The following is a 14,086-nucleotide window of genomic DNA, read 5'->3' as shown; positions in this document are numbered from 1 at the left end:
CCGTCCAGGAAAGACGAACGCCACGGCCGCTTGCCGCACCGTGGCGTTTTTTATTGCGCTTACAGGAACGTGAACACCTGGTCCTGCGCCAGCCGCGACTTCGGCAGGGCGGCATTGAAATCGCTGTCGGCATGGTAGCCGAAGGCCAGCAGCACGAGGCTGGACAGGCCCTGTTCGTGCAGGCCCAGTTCCGCGTCGAGCGCGCCCGGGTCGAGGCCTTCCATCGGCGTCGTGTCCACGCCCAGCGCGCTGGCGGCCAGCATGGCGTTGCCCAGGGCGATATAGGCCTGCTTCTCGAACCACTGCGGCAAGTCCTTCAGCGTGTAGCGGTGCAGGTTGACGTAGCCCAGGCGGCCCTTGGCCTGGCCAGCCCTGGCGGCATCGTCCTTGAAGCGGCCGTCGCGCTGTTCCTGCTCGAGCAGGCGCTCCAGGTGGCCGCCTTCGGCATCGACGCGCGTGCAGAACAGGATCACGTGCGACGCATTGAGGATCTTCGCCTCGTTGTAGCTGTACGGGCCCTGCACGCCCTTGGCCAGGCGTGCCTTGGCTTCCGGCGTACCGGCGACGATGAAGTGCCAGGGTTGCGAATTCACCGACGACGGGCTGTTGCGCAGCACTTCGTAGATCTGCTGCATCGTTTCTTCCGGAACGCGGCGGGTCGGGTCGTAGGCCTTGGCGGCGTAGCGTTTGCGGGCGGCGGCGAGAATGTCCATATGGGTTCCTTTCGTACTTGAACCCGCGATTATCGCAGCTGAGCGCCGATCGTGCAGACGCCCCGCTGCGCCGGGCGTCAGGTCATGAGCGGCTGGTCGAGCACCAGCCCGTTGCCGATCAGCGCCGCCGTGCCGTCGATGTTTTCGTGGCTTTCGCTGATCGCGGCCAGCACCTGGGCGCTCGTCGCCGCATGGCTGTCGAGGGCGCCGGTCCAGAAGTCCAGGCCGGCCTGGTCGGCGGCGCGGTGCAGCACGTTCTCGTAGAATTTCGCGACGAGGTCGTGGTTGCTCAGCCCCGTGCCGTAGTGCGTCTGGAATTCGCCCGACTTGATGAAGGCGTCCGCCATCGCGTCCAGCTTGACGTCGTGCCCGATCTCATGGGTCCAGTACAGCAGCCCGGCGTTGTCCGGCAAACGGTCGAACGCGGCGCGGTACAGGCGGAAGATCTGGCCGCCGGGGCTGTCGGGCGTGACGTCGGCGGCGATCAGCTTGTCGTCGAAATCGAGGCGTTCGACGTTCGTCACCGTATCGACGCTGCCGTCCTTCAGGCTCGTGACGGTATAGACGTCGCCGCTGCGCGCCACCTTGTAGTCGGACAGCGCCCCCGTCCAGATCGCTTTGTCGAAACCGCTGCCGCCATCGATGGTGTCATTGCCGCCACCGTCGTAGATGGCGTCGTCGCCCGCACCGGCGTCGATGCGGTCGTCGCCCGCACCTGAATGGATGACGTCATTGCCGCCACCGGCGAGCAGCACGTCGTTGCCCGCGCTGCCGGTGAAATAGTCGCGCTCGTCGAACATGCCCGTCAACGCGAGCCACTCCTTGAGCGTGCCGGCCAGGGGCGCATGCGACACGTCATAGGGATCGCCCGATCCGGTGTCAATCCGCAGGATTTCCCCGGCACCGTTGGACAAGTGGATTTCGCCTACGCCGCCGGTCAATTGTCCGTTCTGGTAGGACAACAGGGAAATGGGCGATGCGCCTTTGCTGTCCAGTTCGAGCCGCAGGGTCCCGCTCGTAAAGACGAGCTGCTCGACATTCTGCGCGGGCGCGGGCGGCGTCCAGTCGTTCGGGACGACGGACATGTCGAAAGGCTGGGAAAAGGTAACGACGGCCATGGTGTTTTTAACGATTTGTTAAAAACACCACGCTACCATTTCAATATCGAACGGTCAATTACCCGCCACGACCATCTTCTCGAGCAGGATGGACCCGGTCGACTTGTTCCCGCGCGTCAGCACATCGTTGCCGACGCCGACGATAGCCTGGAACATGTCCTTCATGTTGCCGGCGATGGTGATTTCCTCGACCGGGTACTGGATGACGCCGTTCTCGACCCAGTAACCGGACGCGCCGCGCGAGTAATCGCCCGTGACGTAGTTCGTGCCCTGCCCCATCAGCTCCGTGACGAGCAGGCCGGTCCCCATCTTGCGCAGCATGCCTTCGAAGTCGTCGGCGATCGTCGTCTCCCTGGAGATGATTTCCAGGTTGTGCGAGCCGCCCGCGTTGCCCGTCGTCTGCATGCCCAGCTTGCGGGCCGAGTAAGACGACAGGAAATAGCCCTGCAGCACGCCGTCGCTGACGACGTTGCGGCGCTGGGTGCGCACGCCCTCTTCGTCGAACGGGGCCGAGCCCACGCCGCCGATCACGTGCGGGTCTTCCACGATCTGGATGTGGGACGGGAAGATGCTCTGGCCCAGCGAATCGAGCAGGAAGCTCGATTTACGATACAGGGCGCCGCCCGAAGTTGCCTGGACGAATGCACCCAGCAGGCCGGCGGCCAGCGGTGCCTCGAACAGCACGGGGCACGTGCGGGTGTCGAGCTTGCGCGCGTTCAGGCGCGCGAGGGCGCGTTCGGCGGCGTAGCGGCCGATCTTTTCCGGATCGCCCAGGTTCTTGGGATCGCGCGCCGAAGAATACCAGTCGTCGCGCTGCATGTGGGCGCCCTTGCCGGCGATCGGCGCGACCGACAGCGTGTGGCGCGAGAACGGGTAGCCGGCGCAGAAGCCGAGCGAGTTGGCGGCCACGAAGTGCGATTGCTGCACGTAGACGCTGGCGCCCTCGCTGTTGGTGACGCGCTTGTCGACGGCGAACGCGGCCGCCTCGCAGCGCTGGGCGATGGCCACGGCGTCCGCGGCGCTGATGTCCCACGGGTAGCACAGGCGCAGGTCGCGCGGGTTCGTTTCCAGCAGGTCGGCGTCGGGCAGGCCGGCGGCCGGGTCCTCGGCCGTGAAGCGGGCGATGTTGTACGCCGCCTCGACGGTGGCCCGCAGCGAATCGCGCGAAAAGTCGGACGTGTTGGCATGGCCGCGGCGCTGGCCGCAGTAGACGGTGACGCCGATGCCCTTGTCCTTGTTCTGCTCGATGGTTTCGATCTGGCCCTTGCGCACTGTCACCGCCAGCCCGCTACCCTCGCTGATCTCGACCGACGCATTGGTGGCGCCCGTTTCCTTGGCAATGGCCAGCACGTCCTGTGCGAGCTGCTTGAGCTGATCCTGGGTATGGGTGAAGACGGTGTCGTTCATGTGTGTTTTTCGAAAGCAGAGCCCTAAAACAGTTATCATAGCAGCCGTTTACTGTTTTTACCGACGGGCCGTGCGCCTGTCGAATCTAGATCATCATGCCAAATGCAAACCGCGGCTCCGTCGGCTTCCGCTCCGACGAGTTCGACCAGGAATACGACCGCCCCTCCAAGTCCGAACTCAAGCGCCAGAGTAACGAGTTGCAGAAGCTCGGCGAACAGCTCATCGAGGCGCCGCGCGACCGCGTCAAGCGCGTCCCGATGCCGGACGACGTCCGCGACGCCATCCTCATGTGCCAGACCATCACCAACCACGAAGGGCGGCGCCGCCAGCTGCAGTTCGTCGGCAAGTTGATGCGCACCCTCGACGAGGAAGAGGTTGCCGTCATCCAGCGCACCATCGAAAGCTGGAAAGGCACCTCGAAGGCCGAGGCGGCTGCCCTGCACGCGCTGGAACGCCGCCGCGACAAGCTGCTGGCCGACGACAAGGCCCTCACCCAGCTGCTGGAAGAGCATCCGCATCTCGACGTGCAGCACCTGCGTACCCTGATCCGCAATGCGCGCAAGGAACAGGCCGAGAACAAGCCGCCCAAGGCCTATCGCGAAATCTTCCAGATCCTGAAGGACCTGGCCAAGGCGCCGAAAGCCGCCGCCGGCGACGACGAAGCCGATACCGGGGACGACGAAGACGATGAGTCTGGAGAATAAGGTCGAGGAACTGGTCGTCGGCCTGGTATCGGTCTCGGACCGTGCCAGCGGCGGCGTGTACGAGGACAAGGGCATCCCCGCGCTGCGCGAATGGCTCGACGCGGCGCTCGTCACCCCGTTTCGCGTCGAGACCCGCCTGATCCCGGACGACCGCGCCAGCATCGAACAGACGCTGGTCGAGCTGGTGGATACCGTCCGCTGCCACCTCGTGCTGACGACGGGCGGCACGGGCCCGGCGCGGCGCGACGTCACGCCGGAAGCGACCATCGCCGTGGGCACGAAGGAAATGCCCGGCTTCGGCGAACAGATGCGCCAGATCAGCCTCCACTTCGTGCCGACCGCGATCCTGTCGCGCCAGACGGCCGTGATCCGCGAAACGCTTGATCACGCCGCGCTGATCATGAACCTGCCGGGCCAGCCGAAGTCGATCAAGGAAACGCTGGAAGGCCTCAAGGACGCCGACGGCAAGACCGTCGTGGGCGGCATCTTCGCGGCCGTCCCGTATTGCATCGACCTGATTGGCGGCCCGTACGCCGACACCAACCCGGACGTCTGCAAGGCCTGGCGCCCGAAATCGGCGCAGCGTCCTGCCGCATCCTGATCACACACGAGGACTCTGCATGAGCGAACTGCTCGAACACATCCAGATCGAGACCAACGACAGCCCGGAAATCGCCATTATCTGGATGCACGGCCTGGGCGCGGACGGCAACGACTTCGTGCCGATGGTGCGCGAGCTGGACCTGGCCGGCCTGCCCGGCATCCGCTTCATCTTCCCGCACGCGAAGACGATGCCCGTCACCGTCAACAACGGTTACGTGATGCGCTCGTGGTACGACATCACGAACGCGGACCTGACGCGGCGCGAGGACGAGGGCGGCCTGCGCGCATCGCAGCAGGACATCGAAGCCTTCATCGAGCGCGAAAAGGCGCGCGGCATCCCGGCCTTGCGCATCATCCTGGCCGGCTTCTCGCAAGGCTGCGCGATGGCCATCCAGACGGGCCTGCGCCATCCGGAAACGCTGGCGGGCCTCCTGTGCCTCTCCGGCTACGTGCCGCTGTCCGCCAGCCTGGTGACCGAATGCACCGAAGCCAGCAAGGCGACGCCGATCTTCATGGCGCACGGCCGCTACGACAACGTGGTGCCGTTCAACCGCGCCGAAGCGTCGCGCGACCTGCTCGTCTCGCTCGGCTACCGGCTCGAATGGCACGAATACGCCATGCAGCACACGCTGTGCCTCGAGGAAGTCGAGCATATCTCGGCGTGGCTGAAGACCGTGCTGGGCTGACGCGCGGGCGCGACCCGCGCGCGTGAACGAACGGCGGCCCGGTGCCGCCGTTTTGTTTTTTGCCCTCGGCTGACCCTAGTCCGGCAACGGCGCCGCGCTCGACGGCGGCACCGCGGTGCGCGCCGTGTTCATCACCATCGCCAGAAACGTGTAGTAGCCGTTCACGCCCATCAGGTCGACGACGCCCTGCTCGCCGAACAGCGCCAGCGCGTCGTCGTAGACGCGGTCCGACACGCGCTTGTGGCGATGCAGTTCGACGCAGAAATCGTACACTACCGCTTCGTCGACGAGCAGCGCGGCCGGCCGCTCGCGCCGGGCGATGGCGTCGATGACGTCGGGCGGGACGCCCACCTGCTGCGCGATCGGCGCGTGGATCGCCCACTCGACCTGCTGGTCCCACTCGCGCGCGGTGACGAGGATCGCCAGTTCCGACAATCTGACGCCGATGGCGCTGCGGTAGCGCAGGTATTCGCCGAGCTTTTGCGCATAGCCCATCAGCTCGGGGCTGCGCAGCAGCGGCACGAACGGACCGTACAGCGCGCCACGCGGGCCGTTGATGATGTCCTGGGCGGCGGCGCGCTGGGCGTCGGTCCAGTCTTCCGGCGGAATCGGGCGGAGGCGGTCGTTCATGGCGAAAATATTCGCATGCCTTGAGGCAAAAATCAAAAGAATCCGGACAGTTCTCCTTTATTGTCAATCGTCAACTTTTTAGGGAGCGTTCATGACTCACATCCTGCACCGCAGCCTGCGCCAGACGCCGCCCGTCGCGGTCGGCGGCGCGGGCGTCTATCTGTACGATCGTGACGGCCGCAGCTATCTCGACGCCAGCGGCGGGGCGGCCGTGTCGTCGCTCGGGCACGGCCATCCGGACGTGATCGCGGCCATGCACCGCCAGATCGATCGCTGCGCGTATGCCCACACGGCCTTTTTCACGACCGAGGTGGCGGAAGAACTGGCCGACTGCCTCGTGGCGAACGCACCAAGCGGGGTCAAGGGCGTGTACCTCGTATCGGGCGGATCGGAAGCGATGGAGACGGCGCTGAAGCTGGCGCGCCAGTACGTCGTCGAAGGCGGAGAAAGCAAGCGCTCGCTGTTCATCGCGCGGCGCCAGAGCTACCACGGGAATACCCTCGGCGCGCTGGCCGTGGGCGGCAATGAATGGCGCCGCCAGCCGTTCGCGCCCCTCCTGATCGACGTCGAGCGGGTATCGGCGTGCTACGAATACCGCGGCCGCGCCGACGACCAGACCGTCGAGCAGTACACGGCGATGCTGCTGGACGAACTGGAAGCGGCGATCCTGCAGGCAGGGCCGGAACACGTGATTGCATTCTGCGCCGAGCCTGTCGTGGGCGCGACGGGCGGCGCGATCCCGCCCACGCCCGGCTACTTCCGCGGCGTGCGCGCACTGTGCGACAAGTACGGCATCCTGTTCATCGCCGACGAGGTGATGTGCGGGATGGGCCGCACGGGCACCATGTACGCGATCGAGCAGGACGGCGTGGCGCCCGACCTGATCGCCGTGGCCAAGGGCCTGGGTGCGGGCTACCAGCCGATCGGCGCGGTGCTCGTGAACGGCGCCATCGTCGAACGCCTGCGCAACGGCAGCGGCGCGTTCCTGCACGGGCACACCTATATCGGGCATCCGGTGGCGGCGGCGGCGGCCCTCGCCGTCCAGCGGGTGATCGAGCGCGACGACCTGTTGACGCAAGTCCGCCTGCGCGGCGCGACGCTGCGCGCCATGCTGGACGAGGAATTCGAGGACCACCCCCACGTCGGCGACATCCGCGGCCGCGGGCTGTTCCTGGCGCTGGAACTGGTGCGCGACCGCGAGAGCAAGGCGCCGTTCGCGCCGGAGCTGAAATTGCACGCGGCGATCAAGGCGCGCGCGATGGAGAATGGATTGCTGGTCTATCCGATGGGCGGCACGATCGATGGCCGCCACGGCGATCATGTGCTGCTGGCGCCGCCGTTCGTGGTCACGCAGGGGGATCTGGGCGAGATCGTGGGGCGATTGAAAGAATCGGTCGAACAGGCGCTGAAATCAGTGGCTGTCTAAAACAACGTCGCCCCTGCGCAGGCAGGGGCCCAAGTATTCGGCTCAGCGACGAACTTGGGTCCCCGCCTCCGCGGGGACGACGTTTCATGCGTCTCAGGCCTTCGGATACGCCACCACTTCCTGCTGCTGCTCACCCAACCCGGCGATACCGAGACGCAGCTTGTCGCCCTTCTTGAGGAAGCGCTGCGGGCTGCGGCCGAGGCCCACGCCCGGCGGCGTGCCCGTGCTGATGATGTCGCCCGGCTCCAGGGTCATGAAGCGCGACAGGTAGCTGACGATGTGCGCCACGGTGAAAATCATCTTCGACGTGTTCCCGGTCTGCATGCGCTTGCCGTTCAGTTCCAGGTACAGATCGAGGTCCTGCACGTCGAGGATCTCGTCCTTCGTCACGAGGAACGGACCGACGGGACCGAACGTGTCGCAGCCCTTGCCTTTGTCCCACTGCGAACCCAGTTCGAACTGGTAGGCGCGCTCGGAGACGTCGTTGACGACGCAGTAGCCGGCCACGTACTTGAGCGCATCCGCCTCGTCCACGTACTGGGCGCGGGTGCCGATGACGACGCCCAGCTCGACTTCCCAGTCCGTCTTCTTCGAGCCTTTCGGCAGCTGGACGGGATCGTCGGGGCCGGACAGGCACGACGTCGCCTTCATGAACATGATCGGTTCTTTCGGGATCGGCGCGCCGACCTCGGACGCGTGGTCGGAGTAATTCATGCCGATGCCGATGAACTTGCCGACGCCCTTGACCGGCACGCCCAGGCGGGGATTGCCGCGGACCAGCGGCAACGTCTTCCAGTCGACCTTGGCGAGCTTGCGCAGCGCCTTTTCCGACAGCACCGCCGCATCGACATCCTCGATCACGCCGGACAGGTCGCGCAGGCGGCCTTCCTCGTCGAACAGGCCCGGCTTTTCCTTACCGGGGCGACCGTAACGAACCAATCTCATATTCTTCCTTCTGGGTGAGCATAACGATGCCGCATTTTACTTGACGGCGCTGAAGGAAGTTGAGGACATAGCCGACGAGGCCAGGCAGCTGCAGCACCACCAGCACGCCGAACGCGACGCGGTAGGCCACCGCCGGGAAGTGGCTGGCCGCGTCGGGACGCCACAGGCCGACGATCAATCCGAAGCCCGCCTGCACGAGGAAGGCGCCGATGAAGATCAGGAGGTTCAGGCACGTGGCGGCGCGTCCGGTCAGCGCGCGCGGCAGGCTCTGGGCGACGATCGCGTATTCGATGCCGGTGATCGTCCCCACGAGCGTGAACAGCACCGACAGCAACTGCAGGCTGGGCCGCCAGTTGCAGACGATCGCCAGCTGCACGAGCACGAACAGCGCGACGCCGACGGCGGCCACGTCCAGCGCCTCGATGCCGCGCCGCCCGGCCCATTCCGTGATCATGCCGACGGCGATGGCGCCGAAGATCACGGACGCCATTCCCATGTACAGCAGGTAGGCGACGGCGCCGTCCGGAAAGCGGGCCACGTCGGACAGCCAGCGCCCGATCCACAGGCCCTGGATGCCGAAGAAGATCGCATGCGGCACGAGCACCAGCGAGATCGTCGTGCGGAACGCCGGCGCACGGTACACGTCCAGTACCGAGCGCACGGTCGGCAGCGCGCCGCCGGGCGCCTTCGAGCGGGGCGTGACGAGCCAGATCAGCAGGCCGCAACAGGCGACCAGCGCGGCCAGCAGCACGAACAGGCCGCGCCAGTCCGTGTGCTGCAACAGCATGCGCACCGGCATGGTGCTCGAGGCCGCGCCCAGGCCGCCCACGGCGATCAGGTAACCCTGCACGGACGGCAGGCGCTTGGGCGAGATCCACGTGGAGATCGCCTTCACGGCCGACATGAAACAACCGCCCAGGCCACAGCCGATGACGGCGCGCGCCAGGACCAGCTGGCCGAACGAATGGCCCGTGGCGAACAACAGCGTGCCCAATGCCGCCAGCAGCATCAGTACCAGCTGCACCTTGCGCGGGCCGTAGCGGTCGAGCGCGATCCCGACCGGCAGCTGGACGAGGGCGAACGCGAAAAAGAACGCGCTGGTGAGGAGGCCGAGCTGGCCCGGCGTCAACGCGAGTGCGCCGACCAGATGCGGTGCCAGCACGGCGTTCACATTGCGCAGCAGCGAGGACAGGTAATGCCCCAGCGCGAACGGCAGGAACACGTAGAAAAACACTGCCATCCCGGAAAGGCGCGGCTGGCTCTGGTCGGCTTCCATGGGCACCTCCTGCGGCTCAAGCCGCGTCGGGTTGGCTGTCGCTGGCGCGCGCATCGTGCGTGCGCGCCGGCTGGATCGGAATCACGCGGCCCAGCGCTTTGAGGTCGTCGTGGTCGTCCTCCCCGCCTTCGAAGAAGAACTTCTTGCGGCCGAACGCGGGTTTCAGGTGATCGAGCCAGGTGGCATGGGGGTCGTATTTCGCGAAGAACGGCCGCCGCACCCATTCCGGATTACGCGCTTGCAGGAACTGCAGCGCGAACAGCTTCTCGCCGTTGATCGTGACGACGCCGTCGATCACGACCTTGCCCGGGAAGGCGCTCATCGACGGCCCGCGCACGGTACGCGACAGGCCGGAGACCATGCTGTACGCGGCCTGGAAGATCTCGTGCGCGCGCGCCAGCGGCAGCGCGAAGTACTCGCGCGGGCCGGTATCCCGCTCGACGAACATGTAATAGGGAATGGCACCGAGGCGCACGCCCGTCGTCCACAGTTCGGCCCAGCTGTTCGGGTCTTCGTTGATGTGGCGGATCAGCGGCCCCTGCATGCGCAAGGTGGCGCCCGTGCCGACGATGCGCTTGACGGCCTGCTGGGCGATAGGCTGGCGCAGCTCGACGGCGTGGTTGTAGTGCCCCATCAGCGCGAGGTTCTTGCCGGCCTTGACGACTCTTTCGAACAGGCGCATCAGGTCGTCGCTGTCCTTGTCCGACACGTAGCGCTGCGGCCAGTACGCGACGGATTTCGTGCCGATGCGGATGTTCTGGATGTGCGCCAGTTCGGGCGCCAGCAGCGGCTCGATGAACTCGGCCAGCGAACGCGTATTCATGATCATCGGATCGCCGCCCGTGATCAGGACGTCCGTCACGTCTGGATGCGTGGCGAGGTAGGACACCAGCTCCGTGCACTCGCGCGCGTCGAACTTCATCTCTTCCATGCCGACGAACTGCGGCCAGCGGAAGCAGAACGTGCAATAGGCATGGCACGTCTGGCCCGCGCTGGGGAAGAACAGCACGGTTTCCTTGTATTTGTGCTGCAGGCCCTTGAGCGGGGCGTCGTTTACGCGCGGCACATTGTGCGTCATCTGGCCGGCCGGGTGCGGGTTCATGCGCATGCGGATCTCGTGCACGAACTTGGCGCTCGCGGCGGCGTCCTTCTTGACCAGCACCAGGTCGCGCAACTGCTCGTATTCGCGCGCAGGCAGCATGTCGCGATGGGGAAACGTCAGGCGGTAGATGGGATCGTCAGGAATATTGTTCCAGTCGATCAGCTGATCCATCACATATTCATTCGTACGGAACGGCAGGACATGGGAGACCACCTGCACCGCTTCCTGAAGGTCGGGGCTCATCCATTGCCATTGGCGGGCACTCTGGATCGACTGGCGGGTATAGGGCTTGAATTTGGCGGGCGTCGCGTCGAGGGTCACGGGAGTTCTCCTGAGGGAAGTGGTTGATGGCAGCAAAAGGTGACGCATGGAAATAATTGCCGACAGGAACTGATGGTAGGCAAGCGACATCGCCACTGAGTTGCCGCGAGTCAAGTTCACGTGCCCGTTTCTCACCCATTTCCACATGCACTGCGAAAGATCAGCGTTGCCATTGCGGCCGCACATCGGAGGCCGCTTGCGTTAGCACAACAGGACGGCCGGGGCCGAGGCGTAAAGTAGGAAATGCAAATAGGCAACATTTAGACCTATCCATTTTTCCCCGAAAGGACGTCCTATGAAAACGACCGCAACCGTAACCGCTGCCGTCCTGTGCCTGTCCTGTGCCGGCGCATTGGCTTCCGAACCGACCGAAAAAGATGCGATCGCCATGGCCGAGCGCGGCGCCGCCATGGTCAAGACGAAGGGCAAGGAAGAAGTGATGAAACGCATCTCGGCCAAGGACCCGGAGTTCGTCCAGGGCTCGCTGTATATCGACATGCGCGACGTCAAGACCGGCATCGTGCTGGCCCATCCGTACAACCCGTCGATCGTCGGCAAGGACTTGACGGACGTCCCCGATGCCAACGGCAAGAAATACCGCCGCGAGATCATCGAACTGGCTGCCGCGAAGGGCAAGGGCTGGGTCGACTACCAGTATAAAAATCCGACCAGCGGCAAGATCGAGCCGAAGACGACATACATCCTGCTCGTCAACGGCGTCGTGCTGGAGGCGGGGCTGTACAAGAAGTAAGGCGCAGTGAACGCGGGCGGCTGACCGCCCGCGTTTGTCTTGTCGAGCGGAGCGCAACATGCTGAAAAAACTACGGATCGGTCCCAAGCTGCTGCTGGCGCCCGGCATGGTGCTGGTGCTGCTGTTGATGCTGTCCGGTGCCGCCTGGTACGGGATGGTGCGCCAGAACGCGTCGCTGGAAAACATCGTGCAGGTCCGTGCCGCGCGCCTGAAAAGCGTGGCCGACGTGGCGGGCGACGCCAAGTACGTCCACGCCAACGCCTACCAGCTGCTGGCCTGGATCAACGGCAGCTTCGCCAAGAACCGCCTCGATGCCCTGATCGCCGACATCGGCAAGCGCCACGCGGCCGTGCAGGCGCAGTTGCAGGAACTGGCGCGCACGACCGCCGGCGCCGAACGCAAGCCGGTGGAGGCGTCGCTGGCGGCGCTCGCGGCCTACCGCAAGGCCGTGCAGGACACGATCGAGATGGCGCAGGTCGACCAGTCGATCGCCACCAACTCGATGCAGAAGGCGGAAAAGGAATTCATGGTGCTGAACCAGCAGCTGGCCCAGCTGGCCGCACTGGAAAAGACGCTCAGCGAACAGGCGTACGACGCCGCGCGCACGGAATTCCACGACCTGGGCACGTGGATGGCCGTGCTGGTCATGCTGTCGATCGCCGTCTCGCTGGCCGTGACGATGTTCGTGCGCCGCGCCATGCTGCGCGACATCGGCGCCATCTCGGCCGTCATGGGCGAGCTGGCCGAAGGCCGCCTGTGCGCCAGCGCCCACAACGACGGCCGCGACGAGATCGCAGACACCGCGCGCGCGCTCGACCAGACCATCTCCAACCTGAACACGACGCTGCGCAGCGTGCTCGATTCCGTGCGTTCGATCGACACGGCGTCGCAGGAAATCGCCACCGGCAACCTGGACCTGTCGACCCGCACGGAGCTGCAGGCCGGTTCGCTGCAGCAGACGGCGAGCGCGATGGAGACGCTGACCCAGGCCGTCAAGGGCAATGCCGACAACGCCCGCCTGGCGACGGAACTCGCGGCCGAGGCGGCCCGGCTGGCGGCCGGCGGCGGCCGGGCCGTCGACCGCGCCGTCGCCACGATGGAATCGATCCGCGCCAGCTCGCGCAAGATCGTCGAGATCACCGGCGTCATCGACGGCATCTCGTTCCAGACCAACCTGCTGGCGCTGAACGCCGCCGTCGAAGCGGCGCGCGCCGGCGAACAGGGCCGCGGCTTCGCCGTCGTCGCCAGCGAAGTGCGCACGCTGGCCCAGCGCTCCGCCTCCGCCGCCAAGGAAATCAAGGCGCTGATCGCCGATTCGGTGGCGATCATCGACAACGGCAGCGTCGCCGTGGGCGAGGCCGGATCGAGCATGGGCAGCGTGGTCGCTTCCGTGCAGCAGGTGAACGACATCATCAACCGCATCAGCGCCGCCAGCACCGAGCAGGCCGACGGCATCGCCGAAGTCAATCTCGCGGTCGGGCAGATGGACGACATGACGCAGCAGAACGCCGCCCTCGTCGAACAGGCCGCGGCGGCGGCGGCGAGCCTGCACGAGCAGACCGTCAACCTGGCGCGCGCCGTGTCGATCTTCCGCATCGAGGACGGCCAGGACGAGACAGCGGCCGCGCTCGAGCGGCGCGCCCCGGACAGCCCGCTGCGCGGCCGTCCCGTCCTCGAACACCGGACTGCGCGCGGCGACGCGGAGACGCCCCGCCCGCGCCGCGCCGCCAACGGCTGACGGCCAACGGCTGACAGCTGACAGCTGACAGCTGACAAGCCTCAGCGGAACGGCTTGCTGACCCAGCGCGAGCCGGCGAGGCCGAAGCGCCAGGCCACGTCGACTGCCTTGGAAATCCCGATGCGCGGTCCGCTGACCACCTCGATGCCGGCGGGCGCCGGCGCCAGTTCGAACGGCGCCGCGGCGAGCGACCGGCCGTTCAGGGCGCGCGTCACGCCCAGTGCCTGGCATAACTTGCCGGGCCCGGAACACAGCAGCCAGTGGTCGCGCGTGCCGCGCCGCTCGCACATCGTGTCCAGTCCCGTCACGGGTTCGAGCGCGCGGACCAGGACCCCGGCGCCATGCCCCTCTTCCCGGCAGACGAAATTCAGGCACCAGTGGATGCCGTAGGAGCGATAGACATACGCGTGGGCCGGCGGTCCGAACATCGCGAAGTTGCGGTCGGTCGGGCCGGAATAGCTGTGCGAGGCGGGATCTTCGCCGTCATAGGCTTCCGTCTCGACGATGCGCCCGCCGACGCCGTCGACGAGCACCGTGACGCCGATCAGCTGGCGTGCGACCAGGTGGGATGGAGCGGAAAAATCGATGCCGGCGAGGATGGTTGAAGACATAAAGCAATTCTATATTGTTAAGATTCGGCCGGTCGCACTGTCTGTTTTGCTACAC

Annotated in this window: 14 protein-coding genes; 6 read left to right on the top strand and 8 right to left on the bottom strand. The window is 66.0% G+C overall.

Annotation, left to right across the window (positions count from 1 at the left end; all coding sequences use genetic code 11):
- Positions 1–59: 59 nt before the first annotated feature.
- From nfsB to pmbA, 3 genes are all read right to left on the bottom strand, one after another.
- A complete protein-coding gene (nfsB, locus tag ASC93_RS27015) occupies positions 60–713 on the bottom strand; it encodes an oxygen-insensitive NAD(P)H nitroreductase (RefSeq protein WP_056450054.1) in 654 nt (217 codons plus the stop codon).
- Between the two features lie 77 nt (positions 714–790).
- A complete protein-coding gene (locus tag ASC93_RS27010) occupies positions 791–1,831 on the bottom strand; it encodes a DUF4214 domain-containing protein (protein WP_056450052.1) in 1,041 nt (346 codons plus the stop codon).
- Positions 1,832–1,885: 54 nt separating this feature from the next.
- Complete coding sequence (pmbA, locus tag ASC93_RS27005) at positions 1,886–3,238, bottom strand: metalloprotease PmbA (protein WP_056450050.1); 1,353 nt, start codon at positions 3,236–3,238, stop codon at positions 1,886–1,888.
- 95 nt (positions 3,239–3,333) lie between these two features.
- Here pmbA and yjgA point away from each other — a divergent pair, with 95 nt between their 5' ends.
- The 3 genes from yjgA to ASC93_RS26990 are packed head-to-tail and all read left to right on the top strand — an operon-like array spanning position 3,334 to position 5,231.
- On the top strand, positions 3,334–3,942 hold the full coding sequence (gene yjgA / locus ASC93_RS27000; RefSeq protein WP_056450048.1) for a ribosome biogenesis factor YjgA: 609 nt from the start codon (positions 3,334–3,336) through the stop codon (positions 3,940–3,942).
- The gene (gene mog, locus ASC93_RS26995) at positions 3,926–4,543 is read left to right on the top strand and encodes a molybdopterin adenylyltransferase (RefSeq protein WP_056450044.1); all 618 of its coding nucleotides are present in this window, start codon (positions 3,926–3,928) and stop codon (positions 4,541–4,543) included. Before yjgA ends, mog begins: the two co-directional genes overlap by 17 nt.
- Before the next feature lie 19 nt (positions 4,544–4,562).
- The gene (locus tag ASC93_RS26990) at positions 4,563–5,231 is read left to right on the top strand and encodes an alpha/beta hydrolase (protein ID WP_056450042.1); all 669 of its coding nucleotides are present in this window, start codon (positions 4,563–4,565) and stop codon (positions 5,229–5,231) included.
- Positions 5,232–5,306: 75 nt separating this feature from the next.
- On the opposite strand, the gene ASC93_RS26985 is transcribed toward ASC93_RS26990, so the two are convergent.
- Positions 5,307–5,861, bottom strand: a complete 555-nt coding sequence (locus ASC93_RS26985) for a carboxymuconolactone decarboxylase family protein (RefSeq protein ID WP_056450037.1) — start codon at positions 5,859–5,861, stop codon at positions 5,307–5,309.
- Between the two features lie 91 nt (positions 5,862–5,952).
- Here ASC93_RS26985 and ASC93_RS26980 point away from each other — a divergent pair, with 91 nt between their 5' ends.
- Complete coding sequence (locus ASC93_RS26980; RefSeq protein WP_056450035.1) at positions 5,953–7,287, top strand: aspartate aminotransferase family protein; 1,335 nt, start codon at positions 5,953–5,955, stop codon at positions 7,285–7,287.
- A gap of 93 nt (positions 7,288–7,380) precedes the next feature.
- Here ASC93_RS26980 and ASC93_RS26975 read toward each other — a convergent pair whose 3' ends face one another.
- From ASC93_RS26975 to ASC93_RS26965, 3 genes are read right to left on the bottom strand one after another with little or no spacing between them, the layout of a single operon-like run.
- A complete protein-coding gene (locus ASC93_RS26975) occupies positions 7,381–8,232 on the bottom strand; it encodes a fumarylacetoacetate hydrolase family protein (protein ID WP_056450033.1) in 852 nt (283 codons plus the stop codon).
- Complete coding sequence (locus ASC93_RS26970) at positions 8,201–9,508, bottom strand: MFS transporter (RefSeq protein ID WP_056450030.1); 1,308 nt, start codon at positions 9,506–9,508, stop codon at positions 8,201–8,203. The genes ASC93_RS26975 and ASC93_RS26970 overlap by 32 nt, the downstream gene beginning before the upstream one ends.
- A gap of 16 nt (positions 9,509–9,524) precedes the next feature.
- Positions 9,525–10,931 (bottom strand): KamA family radical SAM protein, encoded by a 1,407-nt coding sequence (locus tag ASC93_RS26965; protein ID WP_056450027.1) that lies wholly within the window; start codon positions 10,929–10,931, stop codon positions 9,525–9,527.
- Positions 10,932–11,226: 295 nt separating this feature from the next.
- On the opposite strand from ASC93_RS26965, the gene ASC93_RS26960 reads away from it, so the two are divergent.
- Together ASC93_RS26960 and ASC93_RS26955 are read left to right on the top strand one after the other, a co-directional pair.
- Entirely contained in the window at positions 11,227–11,682 is a 456-nt protein-coding gene (locus ASC93_RS26960; RefSeq protein WP_056450025.1) for a cache domain-containing protein, read from the top strand.
- Positions 11,683–11,740: 58 nt separating this feature from the next.
- Positions 11,741–13,420 (top strand): methyl-accepting chemotaxis protein, encoded by a 1,680-nt coding sequence (locus ASC93_RS26955; RefSeq protein WP_082548374.1) that lies wholly within the window; start codon positions 11,741–11,743, stop codon positions 13,418–13,420.
- A 41-nt stretch (positions 13,421–13,461) separates the two neighbouring features.
- Here the strand turns inward: ASC93_RS26955 and ASC93_RS26950 are convergent, their stop codons facing one another.
- Positions 13,462–14,031, bottom strand: coding sequence for a DNA-3-methyladenine glycosylase (locus ASC93_RS26950; RefSeq protein ID WP_056450023.1), 570 nt, complete (start codon positions 14,029–14,031; stop codon positions 13,462–13,464).
- Between the last annotated feature and the right edge of the window lie 55 nt (positions 14,032–14,086).

Origin of the sequence: Massilia sp. Root335 (assembly GCF_001425685.1) — a bacterium.
Taxonomy (GTDB): domain Bacteria; phylum Pseudomonadota; class Gammaproteobacteria; order Burkholderiales; family Burkholderiaceae_D; genus Telluria; species Telluria luteola.
The sequence above is the reverse complement of the archived record's forward strand: the minus strand, read 5'-3'. Positions and strand labels throughout refer to the sequence as shown.